27 protein-coding genes are annotated in these 22,392 nt (G+C 39.6%); 4 read left to right on the forward strand and 23 right to left on the reverse strand.

Annotated elements, in window-relative coordinates:
• Positions 1–5: 5 nt before the first annotated feature.
• The 17 genes from rplF to rpsJ form a co-directional block, all read right to left on the reverse strand.
• Positions 6–539: a 50S ribosomal protein L6 gene (gene rplF / locus AC27GZ_RS02800; RefSeq protein WP_487093353.1), complete on the reverse strand. Its 534-nt coding sequence runs from the start codon at positions 537–539 to the stop codon at positions 6–8.
• 10 nt (positions 540–549) lie between these two features.
• On the reverse strand, positions 550–939 hold the full coding sequence (gene rpsH / locus AC27GZ_RS02805; protein WP_487093354.1) for a 30S ribosomal protein S8: 390 nt from the start codon (positions 937–939) through the stop codon (positions 550–552).
• A gap of 19 nt (positions 940–958) precedes the next feature.
• Positions 959–1,264 (reverse strand): 30S ribosomal protein S14, encoded by a 306-nt coding sequence (gene rpsN / locus AC27GZ_RS02810; RefSeq protein WP_487093355.1) that lies wholly within the window; start codon positions 1,262–1,264, stop codon positions 959–961.
• Between the two features lie 4 nt (positions 1,265–1,268).
• Complete coding sequence (gene rplE / locus AC27GZ_RS02815) at positions 1,269–1,814, reverse strand: 50S ribosomal protein L5 (protein ID WP_487093356.1); 546 nt, start codon at positions 1,812–1,814, stop codon at positions 1,269–1,271.
• 12 nt (positions 1,815–1,826) lie between these two features.
• A complete protein-coding gene (gene rplX, locus AC27GZ_RS02820) occupies positions 1,827–2,141 on the reverse strand; it encodes a 50S ribosomal protein L24 (RefSeq protein WP_487093357.1) in 315 nt (104 codons plus the stop codon).
• A gap of 12 nt (positions 2,142–2,153) precedes the next feature.
• Complete coding sequence (gene rplN, locus AC27GZ_RS02825; RefSeq protein ID WP_159817695.1) at positions 2,154–2,522, reverse strand: 50S ribosomal protein L14; 369 nt, start codon at positions 2,520–2,522, stop codon at positions 2,154–2,156.
• A gap of 440 nt (positions 2,523–2,962) precedes the next feature.
• Positions 2,963–3,214, reverse strand: coding sequence for a 30S ribosomal protein S17 (gene rpsQ / locus AC27GZ_RS02830; RefSeq protein WP_487093358.1), 252 nt, complete (start codon positions 3,212–3,214; stop codon positions 2,963–2,965).
• Complete coding sequence (gene rpmC, locus AC27GZ_RS02835) at positions 3,214–3,405, reverse strand: 50S ribosomal protein L29 (RefSeq protein ID WP_159821672.1); 192 nt, start codon at positions 3,403–3,405, stop codon at positions 3,214–3,216. The genes rpsQ and rpmC overlap by 1 nt, the downstream gene beginning before the upstream one ends.
• A complete protein-coding gene (gene rplP / locus AC27GZ_RS02840; RefSeq protein ID WP_118958500.1) occupies positions 3,405–3,818 on the reverse strand; it encodes a 50S ribosomal protein L16 in 414 nt (137 codons plus the stop codon). The genes rpmC and rplP overlap by 1 nt, the downstream gene beginning before the upstream one ends.
• A gap of 12 nt (positions 3,819–3,830) precedes the next feature.
• The gene (gene rpsC, locus AC27GZ_RS02845; protein ID WP_487093359.1) at positions 3,831–4,529 is read right to left on the reverse strand and encodes a 30S ribosomal protein S3; all 699 of its coding nucleotides are present in this window, start codon (positions 4,527–4,529) and stop codon (positions 3,831–3,833) included.
• Between the two features lie 12 nt (positions 4,530–4,541).
• Positions 4,542–4,874: a 50S ribosomal protein L22 gene (gene rplV, locus AC27GZ_RS02850; protein WP_487093360.1), complete on the reverse strand. Its 333-nt coding sequence runs from the start codon at positions 4,872–4,874 to the stop codon at positions 4,542–4,544.
• Between the two features lie 11 nt (positions 4,875–4,885).
• On the reverse strand, positions 4,886–5,158 hold the full coding sequence (gene rpsS / locus AC27GZ_RS02855; protein ID WP_487093361.1) for a 30S ribosomal protein S19: 273 nt from the start codon (positions 5,156–5,158) through the stop codon (positions 4,886–4,888).
• Between the two features lie 76 nt (positions 5,159–5,234).
• A complete protein-coding gene (rplB, locus tag AC27GZ_RS02860) occupies positions 5,235–6,059 on the reverse strand; it encodes a 50S ribosomal protein L2 (protein ID WP_487093362.1) in 825 nt (274 codons plus the stop codon).
• A gap of 10 nt (positions 6,060–6,069) precedes the next feature.
• Positions 6,070–6,372 (reverse strand): 50S ribosomal protein L23, encoded by a 303-nt coding sequence (gene rplW, locus AC27GZ_RS02865; protein ID WP_487051396.1) that lies wholly within the window; start codon positions 6,370–6,372, stop codon positions 6,070–6,072.
• A complete protein-coding gene (gene rplD / locus AC27GZ_RS02870) occupies positions 6,369–6,974 on the reverse strand; it encodes a 50S ribosomal protein L4 (protein WP_487051394.1) in 606 nt (201 codons plus the stop codon). Before rplD ends, rplW begins: the two co-directional genes overlap by 4 nt.
• 16 nt (positions 6,975–6,990) lie before the next feature.
• Positions 6,991–7,629, reverse strand: coding sequence for a 50S ribosomal protein L3 (gene rplC, locus AC27GZ_RS02875; protein ID WP_487093363.1), 639 nt, complete (start codon positions 7,627–7,629; stop codon positions 6,991–6,993).
• A 14-nt stretch (positions 7,630–7,643) separates the two neighbouring features.
• Positions 7,644–7,955 carry a 30S ribosomal protein S10 gene (gene rpsJ / locus AC27GZ_RS02880; RefSeq protein WP_487093364.1) on the reverse strand — a complete coding sequence of 104 codons (312 nt, stop codon included), beginning with the start codon at positions 7,953–7,955 and terminating at the stop codon, positions 7,644–7,646.
• Between the two features lie 368 nt (positions 7,956–8,323).
• On the opposite strand from rpsJ, the gene AC27GZ_RS02885 reads away from it, so the two are divergent.
• The gene (locus AC27GZ_RS02885; protein WP_487093365.1) at positions 8,324–9,952 is read left to right on the forward strand and encodes an AMP-binding protein; all 1,629 of its coding nucleotides are present in this window, start codon (positions 8,324–8,326) and stop codon (positions 9,950–9,952) included.
• Positions 9,953–10,035: 83 nt separating this feature from the next.
• Here the strand turns inward: AC27GZ_RS02885 and AC27GZ_RS02890 are convergent, their stop codons facing one another.
• Entirely contained in the window at positions 10,036–11,505 is a 1,470-nt protein-coding gene (locus tag AC27GZ_RS02890) for a carbon starvation CstA family protein (protein WP_487093366.1), read from the reverse strand.
• Positions 11,506–11,984: 479 nt separating this feature from the next.
• Here AC27GZ_RS02890 and fusA point away from each other — a divergent pair, with 479 nt between their 5' ends.
• Together fusA and argJ are read left to right on the forward strand one after the other, a co-directional pair.
• Positions 11,985–14,072 carry an elongation factor G gene (fusA, locus tag AC27GZ_RS02895; protein ID WP_487093367.1) on the forward strand — a complete coding sequence of 696 codons (2,088 nt, stop codon included), beginning with the start codon at positions 11,985–11,987 and terminating at the stop codon, positions 14,070–14,072.
• 199 nt (positions 14,073–14,271) lie between these two features.
• Positions 14,272–15,531: a bifunctional glutamate N-acetyltransferase/amino-acid acetyltransferase ArgJ gene (argJ, locus tag AC27GZ_RS02900; protein WP_487093368.1), complete on the forward strand. Its 1,260-nt coding sequence runs from the start codon at positions 14,272–14,274 to the stop codon at positions 15,529–15,531.
• A 134-nt stretch (positions 15,532–15,665) separates the two neighbouring features.
• Here the strand turns inward: argJ and purD are convergent, their stop codons facing one another.
• From purD to dusB, 5 genes are all read right to left on the reverse strand, one after another.
• Positions 15,666–16,958, reverse strand: coding sequence for a phosphoribosylamine--glycine ligase (gene purD, locus AC27GZ_RS02905; RefSeq protein ID WP_487093369.1), 1,293 nt, complete (start codon positions 16,956–16,958; stop codon positions 15,666–15,668).
• Between the two features lie 45 nt (positions 16,959–17,003).
• Positions 17,004–17,843, reverse strand: coding sequence for a class I SAM-dependent methyltransferase (locus AC27GZ_RS02910; RefSeq protein WP_487093370.1), 840 nt, complete (start codon positions 17,841–17,843; stop codon positions 17,004–17,006).
• Between the two features lie 242 nt (positions 17,844–18,085).
• Positions 18,086–19,687 carry a bifunctional phosphoribosylaminoimidazolecarboxamide formyltransferase/IMP cyclohydrolase gene (gene purH / locus AC27GZ_RS02915; protein ID WP_487093371.1) on the reverse strand — a complete coding sequence of 534 codons (1,602 nt, stop codon included), beginning with the start codon at positions 19,685–19,687 and terminating at the stop codon, positions 18,086–18,088.
• A 103-nt stretch (positions 19,688–19,790) separates the two neighbouring features.
• Complete coding sequence (fis, locus tag AC27GZ_RS02920) at positions 19,791–20,078, reverse strand: DNA-binding transcriptional regulator Fis (protein WP_487093372.1); 288 nt, start codon at positions 20,076–20,078, stop codon at positions 19,791–19,793.
• Positions 20,079–20,130: 52 nt separating this feature from the next.
• Entirely contained in the window at positions 20,131–21,150 is a 1,020-nt protein-coding gene (gene dusB / locus AC27GZ_RS02925; RefSeq protein WP_487093373.1) for a tRNA dihydrouridine synthase DusB, read from the reverse strand.
• A 283-nt stretch (positions 21,151–21,433) separates the two neighbouring features.
• On the opposite strand from dusB, the gene AC27GZ_RS02930 reads away from it, so the two are divergent.
• Positions 21,434–22,285 carry an MBL fold metallo-hydrolase gene (locus tag AC27GZ_RS02930; RefSeq protein ID WP_487093374.1) on the forward strand — a complete coding sequence of 284 codons (852 nt, stop codon included), beginning with the start codon at positions 21,434–21,436 and terminating at the stop codon, positions 22,283–22,285.
• The last annotated feature ends 107 nt before the right edge of the window (positions 22,286–22,392 follow it).

Consider the following 22,392-nt stretch of genomic DNA (forward strand, 5'->3'; position numbering starts at 1 on the left):
TTACCCTACTTCTTCTTAGCTTCTTTACGACGAACGTATTCATCAGCATAACGTACACCTTTACCTTTATAAGGCTCTGGCTTACGGTAAGCACGAATGTTCGCAGCGGTTTGACCAACTAACTGTTTATCAGCACCTGTAAGGGTGATTTCAGTTTGGCTTGGAGTTTCACACTTTACTCCCTCAGGAATAGCGTGTTTGATTGGGTGTGAAAAACCTAAAGATAAATCAAGCGATTTACCAGCAGCTTTAGCACGGTAACCAACACCTTGTAAAACTAATTTCTTTTCAAAACCTTTGCTAACACCTTCAACCATGTTGTTGATTAAAGCGCGAGCAGTACCGGCTTGTGCCCATGCAGTTTTTTCATCACTAGCTACATTCACTTTGATTTCACTTTCTTCTTGAGAAACTGCAACCAAGCTATGAATCGTATGTGATAATTCACCTACTGGACCTTTAACTTTTATGTCTTGACCTGATAACGTAATGGTAACGCCAGCAGGAACAACGACAGGTGCTTTTGCAACACGAGACATAATATTCTCCTTACTCTACGAAACCAATAACTTCACCACCAATACCCGCAGAGCGAGCGGCGCGATCCGTCATCAAACCTTTAGAAGTAGAAACAATCGCAATACCCATACCTGCAAGAACTTTAGGAAGTTCATCACAGCTTTTGTATATACGAAGACCAGGACGTGAAACACGCTTGATCGATTCAATTACTTCTTTACCTTCAAAATACTTCAACTCAACAGAAAGCTCAGGCTTAACTTCGCCAGCCACTGAATAATCTGAAATATAACCTTCTTCTTTAAGTAAGTTAGCAATTGCAACTTTTAACTTTGAAGACGGCATTGTTACTGCAACTTTTGCTGCAGATTGACCGTTGCGGATGCGTGTAAACATGTCCGCGATAGGATCAGTCATCATAACCATTTACTCCCGTGAATTACCAACTAGCTTTCTTAAGACCTGGAACTTCACCACGCATAGTTGCTTCACGCAACTTAATACGGCTTAAGCCGAATTTACGTAAGTAACCATGTGGACGACCAGTAACATTACAGCGGTTACGCTGACGGCTACGTGATGAATCACGAGGTAAACTTTGAAGTTTCAATACCGCATCCCAACGATCTTCTTCCGAAGATTCTGGACTTGAGATGATTTCTTTTAACGCACGACGCTTTTCAGCGTACTGAGCTACTAGTTTAGTACGTTTTGCTTCACGAGCTTTCATTGACGCTTTAGCCATAACTCTACACCTTCTTCTTGAACGGGAAATTAAAGGCAGACAATAAAGCATGTCCTTCTTCGTTATTTTTCGCGCTAGTAGTAATAGTGATATCCATTCCGCGAATTTTATCGATTTTATCGTAATCGATTTCAGGGAAGATAATTTGCTCACGAACGCCCATGCTGTAGTTACCACGACCATCGAATGACTTAGGATTTAAGCCACGGAAGTCACGGATACGAGGAATTGAGATAGAGATTAAACGCTCTAAAAATTCCCACATACGCTCGCCGCGTAGAGTTACTTTTGTACCAATAGGGTAGCCTTCACGAATTTTGAAGCCCGCAACTGATTTGCGTGCTACTGTCGTGACCGGCTTTTGACCTGAGATTGCAGTAAGATCATTCGTGGCGTGCTCTAATACTTTTTTATCAGCAATAGCTTCACCAACACCCATGTTAAGGGTGATCTTTTCAATCCGAGGGACTTGCATGACACTTTTATAACCGAACTCTTTTGAAAGTTCAGCTACAACTGTATCTTTGTAAAAATCATGCAGTTTCGCCATCGTTTACTCCAATTAAATTAATTCGTTATCAGATTTGAAGAAACGAACTTTTTTGCCGTCTTCAACTCTAAAACCAACGCGGTCAGCCTTACCCGATTTAGGGTTAAGGATAGCTACGTTAGAAACATGTAAAGGTGCTTCTTTTTCAATGATGCCACCAGGCTGCTGTAACTGAGGTACAGGCTTAGTGTGTTTTTTGATTAAGTTAACGCCTTCTACGTATACTTTGCTTTCTTCAACAAGAACTTTAGTAACTTTACCAGTTTTGCCCTTGTCTTTACCTGCAAGTACGATTACTTCATCATCACGACGAATCTTAGATGCCATTATCGTGACTCCTTATAGTACTTCTGGTGCTAATGATACGATTTTCATAAATTTTTCATTACGAAGTTCACGTGTCACAGGCCCGAAAATACGAGTACCAATTGGTTGTAAGCTTGCATTAAGCATTACAGCCGCGTTTTCATCAAAACGGATGGCAGAACCATCTGTACGACGAACACCTTTCTTAGTGCGCACCACTACCGCAGTGTGAACATCACCTTTTTTTACTTTACCGCGAGGACTTGCTTCCTTGACGGCAACTTTGATGATATCTCCAATACGTGCATAGCGACGGTGCGAGCCACCAAGAACCTTTATACACTGAACACGCTTAGCGCCACTGTTATCAGCAACATTTAGCTGTGATTGCATTTGGATCATTGATTTTTGCTCCGCTTCATCTTTTTCTCAATACGACTAAAATCATATGTAAAACAAAAAGATATATTATAATTCAAGGCCAGAAATTGACCCGTCACTGCCTTTAAAAAGACCGCCCCCTTTCTTAAAACAACTGAATAAATCAGCCACTCAAAGCGAACGGGCGCGAGATTATAACACCACTAATGCTAAAGTGGTAGTTTAATCTACTAAAAAATGAACACTTCTTTTATGGTGAAACAAAACAAGTTTTATAACTGGCTTAAGCACTTTTTAATGACATTATTTTCCACATGCCAATATTTAAGATTAAGCGCAATTAATTAACATATTCTCAGCGCAATAAAAAACCCTTACCAAATAAATGATAAGGGTTTTCAAATAACATTTTTTGTTAATCGTAAACTTGAATATTTCTCGCTTACGATACTTAAATAAAATTAAGCTTTAACAACAACGTCTACTAATTTCCAGTTCTTAGACTTAGAAATTGGTGCGCATTCAGTGATAGTTACTACATCACCTTCATTACATACGTTAGTTTCATCATGTGCTTTCAACTTAGTTGAACGCGTGATGAATTTACCGTATATAGGGTGCTTAACGCGACGTTCGATCATTACAACAATAGACTTATCCATTTTGTTACTGATAACAACGCCTTGTAGTGTGCGGATTTTTGCTTCGCTCATTACTTACCTGCCTTTTCAGTGATGATAGTCTTTACACGTGCAATGTTGCGACGTACAGTTCTTAGCAAATGAGTTTGTGCTAATTGACCAGTGCTTGCTTGCATGCGGTAGTTAAACTGCTCGCGTAAAAGCTCTAGTAATTCAGCGTTTAGCTCTTCAATGCTTTTTGCTTTAAGTTCGCTAGCTTTCATTACATTACCGTCCTAGTTACGAAGGTAGTTTTAAACGGAAGTTTAGCAGCAGCTAAAGCAAATGCTTCGCGTGCTAATTCTTCAGAAACACCTTCCATTTCATAAAGAACACGACCAGGAAGAATTTGGCAAACCCAATATTCTACTGAACCTTTACCTTTACCCATACGAACCTCAAGAGGCTTCTTAGTAATTGGCTTGTCAGGGAATACACGGATCCAGATTTTACCTTGACGCTTAACGTGACGAGTCATAGCTCGACGTGCGGCTTCAATTTGGCGCGCAGTCATACGACCACGTTCAACCGATTTTAAACCGTAAGTACCGAAGCTAACTGAGCTACCTGTGTGCGATAAGCCACGGTTGCGCAGTTTCATCTGCTTGCGGAATTTAGTACGTTTTGGTTGTAACATTACTTATTCCTCTTACTTACTGTTTTTACGATTGTTTTTTCTTTTAGGCTTAGCAGCTGGTTGCTCTGCTTGCAATGGCATTTTACCAATGATTTCGCCTTTAAAGATCCAAACTTTAATACCAATAACACCATAAGTAGTGTCACCACGCGCAATTGCGTAGTCGATATCAGCACGTAATGTATGTAGAGGTACACGACCTTCACGATACCATTCTGCACGTGCAATATCAGCGCCGCCTAAACGACCACTAACTTGTACTTTGATGCCTTTGGCGCCTAAACGCATAGCGTTTTGAACGGCACGCTTCATAGCGCGACGGAACATAACACGACGCTCTAATTGACTAGCAATGCTGTCTGCAACAAGCTGCGCATCCATTTCTGGCTTACGTACTTCAGCGATGTTGATTTGAGCAGGCACACCAGCAATTTTAGAAACAGCTAAACGTAATTTTTCAACATCTTCGCCTTTCTTACCGATAACAACACCTGGACGAGCCGTGTGAATTGTTACGCGGATAGATTTAGCTGGACGCTCAATAACTACCTTAGACAATGACGCTTTCTTAAGTTTTGCTGTCAAATATTCGCGAACCTTGTGGTCCCCGTCTAAGTTGTTAGCAAAATCAGCGCTGCTTGCAAACCAAGTAGACGCATAAGGTTTTGTGATACCTAAGCGAATACCGTTTGGATGTACTTTTTGACCCATACTAATATACTCCTAGCTATCAGACACAATCACAGTAATGTGACTTGTGCGCTTTATGATGCGATCGGCACGGCCTTTCGCACGTGGTCTAATACGTTTCATTGTAGGACCATCGTCAACCATAATGGTTTTAACGAATAATTCATCAATGTCTGCACCTTCATTGTGCTCTGCATTAGCAATCGCTGAGTTAAGAACTTTTTTAACTAAGTCAGCAGCTGATTTGTTGCTGTAAGTTAAAATTTCAAGTGCTTTCTCAACGTGTACGCCGCGGATTTGATCCGCAACTAAACGTGCTTTTTGTGCAGAACCGCGGGCAAATTTATGTATAGCAATTGCTTCCATCTAATTTCCCCTTATTTCGACTTCTTATCAGCGATATGACCGCGATAAGTACGAGTTGGTGCAAATTCTCCTAATTTGTGACCGATCATTTCTTCGGTAACAAATACAGGAACGTGTTGACGGCCATTATGGACAGCTATGGTCAATCCGATCATCGTAGGGATGATCATTGAACGACGGGACCAAGTTTTAATTGGCTTTTTATTCCCGCTTTCCACCGCTTTCTCTACCTTCGTCAACAAGTGTAGGTCAATAAAAGGACCTTTCTTGAGGGAACGTGGCATGGTGATTCCTTAATTATCAGTACTCTAATTACCGAGGGCTTCTCGATAATTGAGAGTATTTAGTTTAATGCACTAATTACTTAGTACGACGACGTACGATAAACTTATCAGTACGCTTGTTCTTACGAGTCTTGTAACCCTTAGTTGGTACACCCCAAGGTGATACCGGGTGACGACCGCCAGATGTTTTACCTTCACCACCACCGTGTGGATGGTCAACTGGGTTCATAGCAACACCACGAACAGTTGGGCGAACACCGCGCCAGCGTGAAGCACCTGCTTTACCTAAAGAGCGAAGCATGTGTTCAGCATTGCCGATTTCACCTAAAGTAGCACGACAATCTGCTTCAACTTTGCGCATTTCGCCTGAACGAAGACGTAAAGTTACATAAGCACCATCTTTCGCAACTAATTGTGCGTAAGTACCAGCAGCACGTGCAATTTGCGCGCCCTTACCTGGTTTTAGTTCGATTGCGTGAACAACACTACCTAATGGTGTGTTGCGAAGTGGCATTGCATTACCCGCTTTAATAGGAGCATCTACACCAGACTGGATTGAATCACCAGCTGTCAAGCCTTTAGGGGCTAAGATGTAACGACGTTCACCATCTGCGTATAATACTAAAGCAATGTTAGCACTGCGGTTTGGATCATATTCTAAACGCTCAACTTTAGCTGGAATGCCATCTTTGTTGCGTTTAAAGTCAATGATACGATAATGATGCTTATGACCACCGCCAATATGACGAACAGTAATACGACCATTATTGTTACGACCACCAGACTTAGACTGTGTGTCTAATAGTGGTGCATAAGGCTTACCTTTATGAAGCTCTTTGTTTACCACTTTAACTAGGTGACGACGACCCGGAGAAGTAGGTTTACATTTTACTATAGCCATTTTCTCTCTCCTATTGCTCTGCGCCAACGAAGTCGATGTCACTACCTTCTGCAAGAGTTACGTAGGCTTTTTTCCAGTCGTTACGACGACCAAAACGAGCACCAGTACGTTTTGTTTTACCCTTAACATTAAGTGTGTTAACACCTACTACAGAAACTTCAAAAAGCTTCTCAACTGCCGCTTTGATTTCAGCTTTAGTTGCATCAGTAGTTACTTTGAAAACAACAGTGTTGTTTGCTTCAGCAGCTACAGTTGCTTTTTCAGAAATATTTGGTGCTAAAAGCACTTTTAACAAACGTTCTTCGTTTATCATGCTAAAATCCCCTCAATTTCTTTAACTGCATCAGCAGTAATTAAAACTTTCTCGAAACCAACTAAACTTACAGGGTCGATTGCTTGTACATCTACTGCGTCAACTTTGTATAAGTTACGCGCTGATAAGAATAAGTTCTCATCAACTTCTTTAGTTACAATCAATACGTCTTTAAGCTCTAAACCTTTTAACTTAGCAACTAAGTCTTTAGTTTTAGGTGTTTCTACCGCGAAATCATTCACTACAACTAAACGTTCTTGACGAACTAATTCAGAAAGGATGCTAGCAATAGCACCACGATACATTTTACGGTTAACTTTTTGGCTGTGATCTTGAGGTTTAGCAGCGAATGTTACGCCACCTGAACGCCAAATTGGACCACGAGTAGTACCAGCACGTGCACGGCCAGTACCTTTTTGACGCCATGGCTTCTTGCCACCGCCGCTAACTTCTGAGCGAGTTTTTTGAGCACGAGTACCTTGACGAGCACCAGCTGCATAGGCAACTACTACTTGGTGTACTAAAGCTTCATTAAACTCACGTCCAAAAGTTGCTTCAGAAACTTCAAGAGCACCTGATGCGTCTTTTAATGATAATTCCATCACAAAATCTCCTGGACTAAGCTTTAACAGCTGGTTTGATGATTACGTTGCCATTGATAGCACCCGGAACTGCACCTTTAACAAGTAGCAAGTTACGTTCTGCATCAACGCGAACCAATTCAAGGTTTTGTGTAGTAACGCGCACAGCACCCATATGACCAGACATCTTTTTGCCTTTGAAAACGCGACCTGGTGTTTGACACTGACCTAACGAACCGTTAGAGCGGTGAGAAATCGAGTTACCATGCGTTGCATCTTGCATGCTGAAATTCCAGCGCTTGATACCACCTTGGAAACCTTTACCTTTTGAGGTACCAGTTACGTCTACTAATTTAGTGTCATTGAAGATATCAACAGTGATTTCACTGCCAGCTTCAATGTCGCTGCCTTCATTTTCGTTTAAGCGGAATTCCCACAGGCCACGACCTGCTTCGATACCTGCTTTCGCGAAATGACCAGCTGCTGGTTTGTTAACACGGTTCGCTTTTTTGCTGCCCGTAGTAACTTGAAGCGCTGAATAACCATCGTTGTCTACAGTTTTAACCTGAGCAACACGGTTCGCTTCAACTTCTAGAACGGTAACAGGAGTAGAAATACCATCTTCAGTGAAGATGCGAGTCATACCCACTTTACGTCCAACTAGACCTATAGTCATTGTTAAAACTCCTCTTAGCCCAAGCTGATTTGAACATCAACACCAGCTGCAAGATCTAAACGCATAAGTGCGTCAACAGTCTTTTCAGTTGGTTCAACGATATCAATCATGCGTTTGTGAGTACGAATTTCGTACTGATCACGTGCATCTTTGTTAACGTGTGGAGAAATCAAGATTGTAAAACGCTCTTTACGTGTAGGAAGTGGAATAGGACCACGAACCTGAGCACCTGTACGCTTTGCAGTATCAACGATTTCTGCTGTAGATTGATCAATCAAACGATGATCGAACGCTTTCAAACGAATGCGAATTCTTTGATTTGTCATGAAACAAATCCCCTTTTAAAAGAACAAAAAAATACATCCCTCTGCTTCCTTATGTACCGGAAGGGGGTGTATTACTAAATAAACATTCAACGCAAAATTAGCGTTGCTGTAAAAAGAAAGTAACTATAAGTTATATTTATAAATTACCTCTTTTGTTTGCCTTATCTATTTATTAACGATAAAACAAAAACACTCAGCTACCTGAATGTGGTCGCGTATTATACATAAAATTAAGTATTGAGCAAGCACTTATTTCATCGACAATCTTAATTATTCGTTAACATTCATTAACTAAAAGATATTTTGTTTCTTAATTAAAACAGACTACACTCGACGCTATATTTTAATAATGGTAAAAGGGAAAGCAGATGGCTAAAAATTGGCTTACTAATTATCCAAGTAACGTAGCTTATGATGTTGATTTACAACGCTATGCTTCTTTAATCGACTTATTTAAAAGCACTGTGCCAAAATATAAAGACCAAGTTGCTTATAGTAATTTCGGTGCTGATCTAACCTACCAGCAAGTAGATGAATTATCGTTGCACTTTGCTGCTTATTTACAATCAAGTTTACATATCAAAAAAGGTCAACGAATTGCCTTAATGTGTCCCAACACTCTATGCTTTCCTGTTGCCATGTGGGGTATCATTCGCGTGGGCGCAGTACAAGTAAATGTTAACCCGATGTATACGCCAAGAGAGTTACAGCACCAGTTAAAAGATGCCCAAGTTGACACTATTATAATTTTTTCGCCTTCAACGAAAGTGCTAGCTGACATTATTGACAATACCGATGTGAAAAACGTCATCACAGTTAATTTAGATGACTTAGTCAATAAAGGTTTACCGTGTGCACCTGTCGATGAGCGTTTAACGAATACCATTAGCTTTACTGAAGCATTAACACAAGGCAAGTCCCTTAAGTTGACTGAACCAACATTATGCCAAGAAGATCTATTATTCTTACAGTACACTGGCGGCACTACGGGTTTATCAAAAGGCGCAATGTTAAGTCACGGCAACTTAATTGCCAATATTTTGCAATATCAAGAATTTGCTAAAAATCATATAGCCTATGGCAATGAAGTGATTATCACAGCGATCCCCATGTACCACATCTTTGCATTAACGGCGAATACCTTAGCCTATTTTTGCTTTGGTGCTAAAAATATCTTAGTCACCAACCCCCGTGATATGCCAAGTTTTGTTGAGGTTTGGAAAACTGCCAATGCCACTATGTTCACTGGCGTAAACACCCTGTTTAATGGCTTATTACATACCCCAGGTTTTGATCAAATAGACTTTTCATCACTGAAACTTTGTATTGGTGGTGGTGCAGCAGTACAGCAAGCTGTTGCGGATAAATGGCAACAGGTAACTGGTGTGCGTTTACATGAAGGCTATGGCTTATCTGAAACATCACCTATTTTGACGTTAAATTTTGGGAATAGCAATCAAACTGATTATGTCCCGGGCATTGGTGTTCCTTTACCTAATACTGATATTTCAATCCGCGATGATGATGGTAATGAGGTTTCCCAAGGGGAAGCTGGTGAGTTATGTGCTAAAGGTCCACAAGTAATGCCTGGATATTGGCAAAATGAAAAAGCTACTTCAGAATGTATGACTGACGATGGTTATTTCAAAACTGGTGATATTGCCACACTTGATGATAAAGGTTTTTTTCATATCGTAGACAGAAAAAAAGATATGATTAATGTTTCTGGCTTTAATGTCTTTCCTAATGAAATCGAAGCAGAAGTTGCCAAAATGGCGGGTATTCTAGAATCCGCTTGTATTGGTGTAAGTGATCCTAAAACAGGTGAAGCAATTCAATTATTCGTGGTCAAAGAAGATGAAGGTATCTCCGAACAAGATATTATCGACTTCTGCAAGAAAGGACTAACCGCATATAAAGTGCCGAAAAAAATCACCTTCCTTGAAGAGATCCCTAAATCTAGCGTCGGCAAGTTATTGCGAAGAGAATTGAGGTAATCTTATCTGTAAAAATATGCTTTTCAGTAAACACATTGTCATTCATCATGAGTGTGTTTACTGAAATATTTCTCTTATGCTTTTTATGCTTTTACTGGCGCTGTATGCTTAGCATGCAACCAACTTAAAACAACTAATAACAATACCGCTACACCTATGCCGATATATTGGCTATTTTGTGCCGGCAAATTAAAACCTATTGCTGCAGTCATAATATAAGAAACTGTTACACTGGTTCCGATAACGGCAGGAATACTCACTATCCAGTGAAAGGCTTTACGATCAAATAAATATTTTGTTGCCAACCAGAGTACGCTAGTTGAAAGCAGCATATTAGAAAAAGCAAAGTATCGCCAAATTAACGAAAAATCTATTTTAGTCATAAAATACGCAATCACTAGAATAGGTACAGCTAAGAAAATACGGTTTCGAATACTTTGTGAAATATTAAAAGCATCAACTATGGTTAAACGTAATGATCTAAAGGCAGTATCACCCGACGTTATTGGAAACACAGCAACAGCAATAATCGCCATAACGCCGCCTAAAACACCTAAGTAAGTCGTCGCGATATGATTTACCACTAAACCTGGACCTCCTTCTGCTAACATAGATTTAAGCCCTATGTAGCCTTCTGGAAAAGCAGCAATACCCGCCATTGCCCATACACAACCAACAATACCTTCAGACATCATGGCGCCGTAATATACTGGACGAACATATTTTTCATTCGTTAAACAACGCGCCATGATAGGCGCTTGAGTTGAATGAAAACCACTTATCGCACCACAAGTTATTGTGATAAATAATAAAGGCCAAACAGGTAAACCGTCAGGATTTGGCTCGAGGAAATCATGAGCAAAATGGTCATGATTAAAGTATCCCCAGAAATCTCCTATAACAGGTAAATGAGGTGCATTAAATAAAAGCGAAATAGCAATTAACGTTGTCATTACTATCATTAGCAAACCAAACAAGGGATAAAGCTTAGTTATAATTTTATCAATAGGTAATAAGGTAGCGAGAAAATAATAGCCTAATATCATCAACACCCAAAAAGTGTTGTTTGCGAGGAAAGTTCCTTCAAAATAACTTAAGCTACTTAATAACCCGGCAGGGCTCATAATAAAAACCACACCAACAAAAAACAGTAGCATCGCAGTAAAGATCAGCATCAGACCTTTATAGAAAATATTAAAGTAATGACCAGCTATTTCAGGAAGACTCTTACCGTCTTCTTTAATACTCATCACGCCAGAGAAATAATCGTGAACAGCACCACCAAGAATATTACCCAGCACAATCCACACCAAAGCAATTGGTCCATACAAAGCACCAAGAATAGGGCCAAAGATTGGCCCCACCCCTGCAATATTTAAAAACTGAATTAAATAAGCTTTAACAGGGTGAACAGCAACATAATCAACCCCTTCGTCAAAACGTACTTGTGGCGTCTCAATAGTTTTATCAATACCTGCCTGCTTTTCTATAAAAGGACTGTAAAATTTATATCCTAAAATAAGTAGCGTTATACATATAAAAAAGAGAATCATTTAAATTTCATCCTGTGATAAAAAGTGAAGTTACTTTATTATTCTGTCTGTTAGCGTTTGTATTTTGAGTATTCTGGTATAGGTTAAGTTAGTCATTAAATCTACTTACTCAGATTTACGTCGTATTCTTTATTACTGAAATGCTATAAAAGCAAGCAATTGTATAAGTAGCTAACGGATAAATTGACTACCATCAAAAGCTAAATAAAGATAAGCCACATTGTAGTTCAATAACTTGATTACTGCTTAGCACAACAGTTAATACTTACATCTTAAATTGTTTTTACCTATATATAAGCAACACTTTGTAATTTTTTATGCTATTTACAATTTATTTGTCAATCTTCTACCGATCTTTGTCGAGTAATGGTATACTCGCGCGCAAATTTTCAACAGTTCTGCTTTCTTATACTTATAAAGAAGTAAACCGATATAAATATAAGAAAGCAGAATAGACATTAACTAAGTAGAGTAATCTAATGGCAGATTTATCAAAATACAGAAACATTGGTATTTTCGCTCACGTTGATGCGGGTAAAACCACAACAACTGAACGTATCCTTAAACTAACCGGTATGATCCACAAAATCGGTGAAGTACATGACGGTGAGTCAACAACTGACTTCATGGAACAAGAAGCTGAGCGCGGTATTACTATCCAGTCTGCTGCGGTAACTTGTGAGTGGAAAAAACACCGTTTTAACGTAATCGACACTCCTGGTCACGTTGACTTCACAGTTGAAGTATATCGTTCACTTAAAGTTCTTGATGGTGGTATCGGTGTATTCTGTGGTTCTGGTGGTGTTGAGCCGCAATCAGAAACTAACTGGCGTTATGCGAACGAGTCAAAAGTTGCTCGTTTGATTTTCGTTAACAAACTTGACCGTTTAGGTGCAGATTTCTTCCGCGTTAAAGATCAAGTACAAAACGTACTTGGTGCTAACCCACTTGTTATGACTTTACCAATTGGTGAAGAAGATAACTTCGTAGGTGTTGTTGACGTATTAAGCCAAAAAGCTTACGTATGGGATGATTCAGGTCAACCTGAAAACTACGAAGTACAAGATATTCCTGCTGACATGGTAGAGCAAGCTGCTGAATACCGTGAAATGTTAATTGAGACTGCGTTAGAAGCTGACGAAGACTTATTAATGGAATACTTAGAAGGCGAAGTAAACCCAACAGACGAGCAAATCAAAGCATGTATCCGTAAAGGTACTAATGAATTATTGTTCTTCCCAACTTACTGTGGTTCTGCATTTAAGAACAAAGGTATGCAACTTCTTCTTGATGCTGTTGTTGATTACTTACCATCACCAACTGAAGTTCCACCTCAGCCGTTAACTGACGAAGAAGGTGAGCCTACTGGTGAATTCGCATTAGTTGATGCTGAAGAGCCTTTCCGTGCATTAGCATTCAAAATTATGGATGACCGTTTCGGTGCCCTTACTTTCGTACGTGTATACTCAGGTACGTTAAACAAAGGTGATACAGTACTTAACTCATTCACTGGTAAAACAGAACGTATCGGCCGTATGGTTGAGATGCAAGCTGAAGATCGTACTGAATTAACATCTGCTCAAGCAGGTGACATTTTAGCTATCGTTGGTATGAAGAACGTTCAAACTGGTCACACTTTATGTTCAACTAAAGAGCCATGTACTCTTGAAGCGATGGTATTCCCAGAGCCAGTAATCTCAATTGCTGTTGCACCTAAAGATAAAGGTTCTACAGAGAAAATGGGTATTGCTATCGGTAAAATGGTTGCAGAAGATCCAACTTTTAAAGTTGAAACTGACCAAGATTCAGGTGAAACCATCCTTAAAGGTATGGGTGAACTTCACTTAGATATCAAAGTAGATATCCTTAAGCGTACTTACGGCGTTGATTTAGAAGTTGGTAAACCACAAGTTGCTTACCGTGAAACTATTACTCAACCGATTGAAGATTCTTACACGCATAAGAAACAATCTGGTGGTTCTGGTCAATTCGGTAAAATTGATTACCGCATCCGTCCTGGTGAGCCAGGTTCAGGTTTCGTGTTCTCTTCAACAGTTGTTGGTGGTAACGTTCCTAAAGAATTCTTCCCTGCGATTGAAAAAGGCTTCAAGAGCATGATGGATGAAGGTACTTTAGCTGGTTTCCCTGTACTTGACGTTGAAATTGAATTATTCGACGGTGGCTTCCACGCAGTTGATTCATCAGCTGTTGCTTTCGAAATCGCTGCTAAAGGCGCATTCCGTCAATCAATTCCAAAAGCAGGTGCTCAGTTAATCGAACCTATCATGAAGGTTGATGTGTTTACGCCAGAAGATCACGTTGGTGATGTTATTGGTGATTTAAACCGTCGTCGCGGTATGATCAAAGACCAAGAAGCTGGTACTTCTGGTGTTCGCATTAAAGCTGATGTTCCTCTTTCAGAAATGTTCGGTTACATCGGATCTCTACGTACAATGACATCAGGTCGTGGTCAATTCTCTATGGAATTCTCTCACTACATGCCATGTCCACAAAACGTAGCTGAAGAAGTTATCGCTGAAGTTAAAGCAGCTAAAGAAGCTAAGTAATTGCAGTAATTAACTATTGCTAATATAAAAGCCCACTCAGGTGGGCTTTTTTGTGCCCAAAAATTAACCTAAAATAAGCACTATTCCAACTATCAAGTATTTCAACACTTCATCTATGTAAATTAGCGTGATTGCTTTTGCATAAAAATCCATAAAAGCGTAATATCTATCTAATTTTTCCGTTATAGATTGTTCCAAAATGCCTGTTAATTTACCCGAAATAAACCCTGCCTCACTTACCCCTATTAAAGGCATACGCCTAGGTTGGGCAGAATCCAATATCAAACAAGAAAATCGTAAAGACTTACTTGTTATTGAAGTTACAGAAGGTAGCGCTGTATCAGGTGTATTTACCCAAAATCGCTTTTGTGCTGCTCCAGTGACCTTATGTAAAAAGCACTTAGCTGCTGTAAACAGTGGCGAAGTAGCAAGCATTAAAGCCTTAGTAATTAATACCGGTAATGCTAATGCAGGAACAGGCGAGCAAGGCATGTTAGATGCAATAAGTACTTGCGAGCATTTAGCTGAAATTATGTCAATCCCCGTTAAGGCCATATTACCTTTTTCAACTGGGGTAATTTTAGAGCATTTACCAATGGATAAATTGCTAGCAGGCTTACCTCATGCAGTAAGTAACTTAACCAGTAATAATTGGGCTGATGCCGCTTCAGCAATTATGACCACAGACATAGCCCCCAAAGCTTACGCTACCAAAACAACAATAGGGTATGAGCAAGTTAATGTAACTGGCATATCTAAAGGTGCAGGTATGATCCATCCTAATATGGCTACCATGCTAGGGTTTATCGCAACAGACGCCAATATTGCGCAACCATTATTAGATGAAATAACGAAAGAAATTGCCGACTTATCATTTAACTGCATTTCGGTTGATGGTGACACTTCAACTAACGATTCATTTATTGTTATTGCCACAGGTAAAAGTAACACACCAACCATTAATCAACGTGAAGATGAAGGCTTTAACAACATATACCAAGCTTTGCTTGAAACAGCGCAATACCTAGCCAAAGCCATAGTACGCGATGGTGAAGGCGCAACCAAATTTTTAACGGTCACCATTAATGGCGCGCTCAGTATTGAAGAAGCTAAAACCATTGGCTTCTCCATAGGTAAAAGTCCATTAGTAAAAACGGCGATGTTCGCCTCAGATCCTAATTTAGGCAGAGTATTGGCTGCCATTGGTTATGCCTCTCGTGAATGTGAATCACTGGCAGATTTAGACACTGACCAATTAGAGCTTTATTTTGGTGACGTACTGGTGGCCGAAAAGGGTGGCCGTGCCGCAAGTTATCAAGAACAAGAAGGTCAAGCGGTAATGAATCAAGCGGAAATAGACATAACCGTACAATTACATCGAGGCAACGCCAATGCCACTATTTGGACCTGTGATTTTAGTTATGATTACGTGAGAATCAACGCAGAATATCGTACTTAAACCTGCCTTAATACTTCTATTTTTCTCAAATCACTTATTGCCTAAGTAGACATTTTGAAATAAAAAAAGGGCTGATAACATTACTTATCAGCCCTTAAGTCTCTACGCTATAGTGCTTATGCACTCAATAGTAACTAGCTTTTTTGCTCACGTTCAATTGCGCGATAAGCAATATCAGTTCTAAACTCAACACCTTGCCACGTGATTTGATGTAACAACTCATAGGCTGATTGCTGTGCTTCTGTAACTGTATTACCTAGCGCCGTTGCACAAAGTACACGTCCACCATTAGTCACCACTTCACCTTGCTCATTTAACTTAGTGCCTGCATGGAAGGTTTTAGCCGCGTCGTTAGTGTTGGTATCAAGGCCAGAAATAACATCCCCTTTCGGGTAGCTAGCAGGGTAACCATTAGCAGCTAAAACAACACCAACCGCAGCACGACTATCAAAATCAGCCGTTACTTTGTCTAATTCACCACGCGTTGCCGCTAAACATAAATCAACTAAATCAGATTGCAAACGCATCATAATTGGTTGTGTTTCAGGATCACCGAAGCGACAGTTATATTCAATAACATTTGGCGTGCCATCATTAGCAATCATTAAACCTGCGTATAAAAAGCCTAAATAAGGTGCGCCTTCTGCCGCCATACCTTCAACCGTAGGCATGATGACTTCGGCCATAATACGATCGTGTATTTCTTGTGTAACAACAGGTGCTGGAGAATATGCGCCCATACCACCGGTATTTGGCCCTAAATCGCCATTTAAAGCACGTTTGTGATCTTGGCTTGTTGCCATAGGTAATACGTTTTTACCGTCTACCATAACAATAAAACTGGCTTCTTCACCTTCAAGAAACTCTTCAATAACAACGCGATGACCTGCATCACCAAAAGCATTTCCTGCTAACATGTCTTTAATTGCATCTTCAGCTTCAGCTAAAGTAAGCGCAACAATAACACCTTTACCTGCCGCTAAACCATCCGCTTTAACAACAATGGGAGCGCCTTGCTCACGTACATAAGCTAATGCTGACTCTACTTCGGTAAAGTTTGCATAACTGCCTGTTGGAATATTATTGCGAGCTAAGAAGTCTTTGGTGAAAGATTTAGAACCTTCAAGCTGTGCTGCTTTAGCACTTGGCCCAAAAATGGTTAAGCCACTTGCTTGGAAGGCATCAACAACACCGTCAACTAATGGCTGCTCTGGGCCAACAATAGTTAAAGTAATAGCTTCTTTTTGTGCAAAAGCTACTAATGCTTGATTGTCACTTACATCTATCGCGACATTTTCTAATTTATCTTCTGTTGCTGTACCGGCATTTCCCGGAGCAACATATACTTTAGTAACTTGGCTAGACTGCGCTGCTTTCCATGCTAATGCATGCTCACGACCACCTGAGCCGATAACTAAAATTTTCATTTATTTTTCCTATTATTTGGTTTGCTTTTTAAATCGTTAAAACTGCTATTTTTCAGGTTTAACAAACTTCAAAGTCATACGATCACTTTCACCAATGGCTAAATACTTTTCTTTATCAGTGTCGCCTAAACGTAATACTGGAGGTAGTGTCCAAACTCCCTTAGGGTATTCAGTCATATCTTTTGGATTGGCGTTAACCTCACTCGCGCCAGCAAACCTAAAACCAGCCGCTTTTGCTTGATTAATCGTTTTAGTTTCTGAAACATAGCCTCTTGATTTTTCAGGATCTCCACCTGCTGGTAATCTATGTTCTACAACCCCTAAAACACCGCCTGGTTTTAAAGCATTAAAGGCATCTTTAAATACTTGCTCAACACCTTCATCACGCCAGTTATGTAAGTTTCGAAAGGTAACAACTAAATCAGCAGTACCTTGAGGTGCTAATTCACTTTGTTTACGCGGCACAAAATCCGTTAAAACCACTTCACTAAAGACAACATTGGACGCTAATTTTTTTTCTAATCTTTTACGTGAATTAGAGTAATAATTATCTTCGCCTGTATCAGGGTAATGGGCACCATAAAGCTTACCGGTACCTTTTAGCGCTGGCGCTAAAATTTCAGTATACCAACCGCCGCCTGGAGTAATTTCCACCACAGTCATGTCAGGCTTGAAACCAAAAAACTCTAGGGTTGCAACAGGATTACGGTATTTATCACGTGACTTATTTTTAGCTGATCGGTGATCACCATTAACCGCCTGCTCAAGCACATTATTCGCTGCATGGGTTTCATGAGCATGGGCATGTATTTGAGCACTAGCTAGCGCACTTAACGTAAGTGTTGTGGTAAGTAATAATGATTTTAAGCTTTTTAACTGAGTCATAATTTTTCCATTAACTGATTGTAATTAGTATTAGAACACTAGTTATAGCAGATTTTAAATAAACAAGCAGCGTTGATTTTGTTACATAAAATAAACAACCAACACTGCTTAGTTTGTAATTCATAATTAACGAAAAATCTTTAAGCTATATAATTCAAAATCAAGTAATAAGCACGGAGCGTATTACTATACGTGAGTACTTATCGCGAAGAGTTTGCTTTATATAGCAACAAGGTTATTTGTTAATGGCGGAAGTGGCGCATCCCGGTAAACACCATGGCAATGCCATGCTCATCCGCTGCGGCAATCACTTCATCATCGCGCATTGAACCGCCAGGTTGAATCACTGCCGTAATACCCGCTTCAGCGGCAGCATCTAAGCCGTCACGGAATGGGAAGAATGCATCAGACGCCATCACTGAACCTTTTACTTCAAGGTTTTCATCAGCCGCTTTAATACCGGCAACTTTAGCAGAATAAACACGACTCATTTGTCCTGCACCAACACCAATAGTAGTACTGCCTTTGGCATAAACGATGGCATTTGACTTAACAAATTTCGCTACTTTCCATACAAATTTCAAGTCACGTAGTTCATCTTCGCTAGGCTGACGTTTAGTCACAACTTTTAATTCATCGCTCGCTACTTTACCTTGATCTCTATCTTGAACCAATAAGCCACCATTAACGCGTTTGAAATCAAAACCAGACGTTGTTGTATCCCACTGACCACATGCTAATAAACGTACATTTGGTTTAGCCGCAACAATTTGTGCAGCAGCATCAGACACGCTAGGAGCGATAATTACTTCAACAAATTGACGAGACACAATCGCTTCAGCAGTATCGGCATCTAACTCACGGTTAAAGGCAATAATACCGCCAAACGCTGACGTTGGATCAGTTTTATATGCACCTTCGTATGCAGCAAGAATATTGTCACCAATAGCTACACCACATGGGTTTGCATGCTTAACAATCACACAAGCTGCTTCATCAAACTCTTTTACACACTCTAATGCTGCATCGGTATCAGCAATATTGTTGTAAGATAATGCTTTACCTTGAATTTGTGTTGCCGTTGAAATTGACGCTTCTTCTGGATTAGCTTCTTTATAAAAAGCAGCGTCTTGGTGAGAATTCTCACCGTAGCGTAAATCTTGTGTTTTAATAAACTGAGTATTGAAAGTACGAGGGAATTTCGCTTTTTCTTCAAAAGAAGGAGTGGCTTCATTATCACCGTAAGCTGGTAACATTTTACCAAAGTAGTTAGCAATCATACCGTCGTAGCTTGCGGTATGTTCGTAAGCAGCAATAGCTAAATCAAAACGTGTTTGATATGTTAATGAATCATCATTGCTATTCATTTCAGATAATACACGGTCATAGTCACTGGCATTAACAACAATAGTCACATCTTTATGGTTTTTCGCTGCAGCACGAACCATAGTTGGACCACCAATATCAATATTCTCAATAGCATTTTCTAACGTACAATTTTCATCGCTTACTGCATTAGCAAATGGGTACAGGTTAACTACAACCATATCAATCGCGCTAATGTTATTCTCGTCCATTACCGCTTCATCTGTACCACGACGCGCTAAAATACCGCCATGTACTTTAGGGTGTAAGGTTTTAACACGACCGTCCATAATTTCAGGGTGACCTGTGTAATCAGAAACCTCAGTAACCGCAATGCCATTATCAGCAAGTAATTTAGCTGTGCCACCGGTTGAAAGGAGATCAACACCTTTGTTAGCTAATTCACGAGCAAATTCAACAATACCCGTTTTATCAGAAACACTTAATAGTGCACGTTTAATAGGACGAGGAGTATCCATGATAGTTAGTAGACCTTTTAGTAAATAAATTTTAAATAGTGCTTAAAAACATAAAAGCACCCGTGGGTGCTTTTACTTGGCAGGTTGATCCCGCCTAAAAATTTTAGTTCATACCGTATTTTTTTAACTTCTTACGTAAAGTACCACGGTTAATACCAAGTAAGTTTGCAGCTCTTGTTTGATTGCCACGGGTATACATCATTACTTCTTCTAACATAGGCGCTTCAATTTCGCTTAATACAAGGTCGTACATGTCATCAACATCATTACCATTTAATTGCTTTAAGTAATTATTGATAGCTATTTTAGCTTGAGTACGTAACGGAGACGTTTTAGTTTGCGTTTGAATATCACCAGTGATGAATGGAGAAGAAATATTTTGATCGAACATAATGTACAACTCTTTCTATTAATAAATATAAAATAAAACAACCAATCACTCGTTATTGAGCGCATTGGTCAAAACAAAGATCTAACGTCTCAAGCTGTTCGCTTATTGACGATAAACCATTAAAAGTAGCCCTAAAAGCTTTGCCTTGATCACCTGCAAATTTTGCAGAAAATTCTTCACCTAATTCTTCAGCGAGTAAAGCAAGGGAATGAATATACCAAGACACATGTTTACGAGCGATTCTCACGCCCATATAGTCACCATAAAACCGATGTAATTCCTTTACATGTCCAAGCATTATTGAACGTATCTCATTCACTGAGGGGGCGGACATTTTGGTTCCTGTTTTCAAAAAATGATTAATTTCCCGAAAAATCCAAGGTCGCCCTTGGGCACCACGGCCAATCATAATTGCATCGGCTCCGGTATAGCTTAATACCTGCTCGGCTTTTTCTACCGAAGTAATATCGCCATTAGCCACAACAGGAATTGAAACAGCTTGTTTAATTGCTTTAATAGTGTCGTATTCCGCATTGCCTTTATAAAAGTCATTACGGGTTCTACCATGTACTGCTAGCGAAGCAATACCGTTATCTTGAGCAATTTTCGCAATCTCAATGCCATTGCGGCTATTTTCACACCAACCAGTGCGAATTTTTAACGTCACCGGAATATCAACAGCACTCACCACAGATTTCAGTATTTGTTCAACCTGTGCTGGTTCTCTTAATAAAGCCGAACCCGCTAATTTTTTATTTACCTTTTTCGCTGGACAACCCATATTAATATCAATAATTTGAGCGCCATTATCACGATTAACTTTTGCTGCAAAGGCCAACTCATCAGGACAGCTACCAGCAATTTGTACGCTACGAATACCCGCATCATCACTGTGAACCATCCGCAGTTTTGATTTTTCGGTTTTCCACACTTTCGGATTGGAGGATATCATTTCTGATACTGCCAAGCCTGCACCTAAACGACAGCACAACTCTCGAAAGGGTTGATCAGTAATGCCCGCCATAGGGGCCAAAAAAACATTACTATCAAATTGATATGAACCGATTACCAAACCATCACCACATGGAACACTTTAAGCTGACTATTTTTTAAGCATTACTGCAAAAGGGCGCTAAGTTTACGTGTTTTTTCGCCCCTTGAAAAGCATAGTTTTTAAACAAAATTAGCTTTTTTTTATCTTTTATATATTGACTTTTGACAAAGCTTTGATGCGAACAGATTTTGTACAATCAGTTAACAAAAATGTGATAAATATTACGTTTCAGCTTATGGCTCTTTTGAAAGGTTATAATGTGCGATAAAGTAATTGAACCTATTATTCAAAGTGAGAACTTATGAAAACTCTATTACTGGTTATTTCATTCTTTGCTCTTATGAGCAGTCAATCATATGCAAGAAATTTTGACGATGTAAACATAGAAGCGACCAAAGCATCTGGACAGGTTTATATGTTAACAGGCTCTGGTGGTAACATTGGCGTACTGGCAACCAAATCCGGCTTATTGTTAGTTGATGATCAATTTGCGCCATTGGCAGAAAAAATTGAAAAAGCTTTGGCTAATCTTAGTAACAATGAATTGAAGTACGTTGTTAATACGCATTTTCATGGAGATCACACTGGCGGTAATAGTTTTTTTTCTCATAAAGCGCCTATTTTTGCCCACCAAAATGTAAGGGAAAGGCTTAGCAACCAAAAAGAAGCAACGCAAGCTGCCTTACCTGTAGTGACATATGAAGAAGGGGTAAACATTTATTTGTCTGATGAAGTCATACAGCTTAGTCACTTTCCCGCTGCTCATACCGACGGTGACACTGCGGTATATTTTAAGAGCGCCAATGTGCTACATACAGGTGACTTGTTTTTCGAAATGGGCTTTCCCTACGTCGACATAAATAATGGCGGCAGTGTTAAAGGTTATTTAAACGCTGTAAATGCGCTAATTACCCAAATACCTGATGATGTGGTTATTATTCCTGGTCACGGTAAGTTAACAAACAAGAAGCGTTACCAAGAGTTTTCTGACATGATTAACTATAGTATTGATCGCGTAGAGCAATTTTTAAAACAAGGTAAAACCGAACAAGAAATACTTACGCTCGGCATTGGCAAAAACTATCAACAATGGTCTTGGTATTTTATAACCGAAGAAAGATGGCTTAAGACCTTGATAGCCGATTTAAAATAGGCACTCTGACAGTTAAATTAAAGTGATTAGATAAGTAAGTACTTTTTTTAGTAACCCATAAAGTTTTGCAAAAGTATCAACTATAAAATGATACTTTTGCATAGATG

This window comes from Colwellia sp. SU-HH00943 (assembly GCF_057546125.1).

What these genes read in the sequence shown, in the direction of transcription:
- rpsN (WP_487093355.1), bottom strand. Translation starts at nt 1,264, where the DNA reads ATGGCTAAAGCGTCAATGAAAGCTCGTGAAGCAAAACGTACTAAACTA.
- rpmC (WP_159821672.1), bottom strand. Translation starts at nt 3,405, where the DNA reads ATGAAAGCTAGCGAACTTAAAGCAAAAAGCATTGAAGAGCTAAACGCT.
- purD (WP_487093369.1), bottom strand. Translation starts at nt 16,958, where the DNA reads ATGAAAATTTTAGTTATCGGCTCAGGTGGTCGTGAGCATGCATTAGCA.
- rplD (WP_487051394.1), bottom strand. Translation starts at nt 6,974, where the DNA reads ATGGAATTATCATTAAAAGACGCATCAGGTGCTCTTGAAGTTTCTGAA.
- rplC (WP_487093363.1), bottom strand. Translation starts at nt 7,629, where the DNA reads ATGACTATAGGTCTAGTTGGACGTAAAGTGGGTATGACTCGCATCTTC.
- argJ (WP_487093368.1), top strand. Translation starts at nt 14,272, where the DNA reads ATGCCTGTTAATTTACCCGAAATAAACCCTGCCTCACTTACCCCTATT.
- rplW (WP_487051396.1), bottom strand. Translation starts at nt 6,372, where the DNA reads ATGATAAACGAAGAACGTTTGTTAAAAGTGCTTTTAGCACCAAATATT.
- rplX (WP_487093357.1), bottom strand. Translation starts at nt 2,141, where the DNA reads ATGGCATCTAAGATTCGTCGTGATGATGAAGTAATCGTACTTGCAGGT.
- rpsQ (WP_487093358.1), bottom strand. Translation starts at nt 3,214, where the DNA reads ATGAGCGAAGCAAAAATCCGCACACTACAAGGCGTTGTTATCAGTAAC.
- rpsH (WP_487093354.1), bottom strand. Translation starts at nt 939, where the DNA reads ATGATGACTGATCCTATCGCGGACATGTTTACACGCATCCGCAACGGT.
- rplP (WP_118958500.1), bottom strand. Translation starts at nt 3,818, where the DNA reads ATGTTACAACCAAAACGTACTAAATTCCGCAAGCAGATGAAACTGCGC.
- fis (WP_487093372.1), bottom strand. Translation starts at nt 20,078, where the DNA reads ATGTTCGATCAAAATATTTCTTCTCCATTCATCACTGGTGATATTCAA.
- AC27GZ_RS02910 (WP_487093370.1), bottom strand. Translation starts at nt 17,843, where the DNA reads ATGACTCAGTTAAAAAGCTTAAAATCATTATTACTTACCACAACACTT.
- rplN (WP_159817695.1), bottom strand. Translation starts at nt 2,522, where the DNA reads ATGATCCAAATGCAATCACAGCTAAATGTTGCTGATAACAGTGGCGCT.
- rplV (WP_487093360.1), bottom strand. Translation starts at nt 4,874, where the DNA reads ATGGAAGCAATTGCTATACATAAATTTGCCCGCGGTTCTGCACAAAAA.
- rpsJ (WP_487093364.1), bottom strand. Translation starts at nt 7,955, where the DNA reads ATGACAAATCAAAGAATTCGCATTCGTTTGAAAGCGTTCGATCATCGT.
- rplB (WP_487093362.1), bottom strand. Translation starts at nt 6,059, where the DNA reads ATGGCTATAGTAAAATGTAAACCTACTTCTCCGGGTCGTCGTCACCTA.
- fusA (WP_487093367.1), top strand. Translation starts at nt 11,985, where the DNA reads ATGGCAGATTTATCAAAATACAGAAACATTGGTATTTTCGCTCACGTT.
- rplF (WP_487093353.1), bottom strand. Translation starts at nt 539, where the DNA reads ATGTCTCGTGTTGCAAAAGCACCTGTCGTTGTTCCTGCTGGCGTTACC.
- rpsS (WP_487093361.1), bottom strand. Translation starts at nt 5,158, where the DNA reads ATGCCACGTTCCCTCAAGAAAGGTCCTTTTATTGACCTACACTTGTTG.
- AC27GZ_RS02930 (WP_487093374.1), top strand. Translation starts at nt 21,434, where the DNA reads ATGAAAACTCTATTACTGGTTATTTCATTCTTTGCTCTTATGAGCAGT.
- rplE (WP_487093356.1), bottom strand. Translation starts at nt 1,814, where the DNA reads ATGGCGAAACTGCATGATTTTTACAAAGATACAGTTGTAGCTGAACTT.
- rpsC (WP_487093359.1), bottom strand. Translation starts at nt 4,529, where the DNA reads ATGGGTCAAAAAGTACATCCAAACGGTATTCGCTTAGGTATCACAAAA.
- purH (WP_487093371.1), bottom strand. Translation starts at nt 19,687, where the DNA reads ATGGATACTCCTCGTCCTATTAAACGTGCACTATTAAGTGTTTCTGAT.
- AC27GZ_RS02885 (WP_487093365.1), top strand. Translation starts at nt 8,324, where the DNA reads ATGGCTAAAAATTGGCTTACTAATTATCCAAGTAACGTAGCTTATGAT.
- AC27GZ_RS02890 (WP_487093366.1), bottom strand. Translation starts at nt 11,505, where the DNA reads ATGATTCTCTTTTTTATATGTATAACGCTACTTATTTTAGGATATAAA.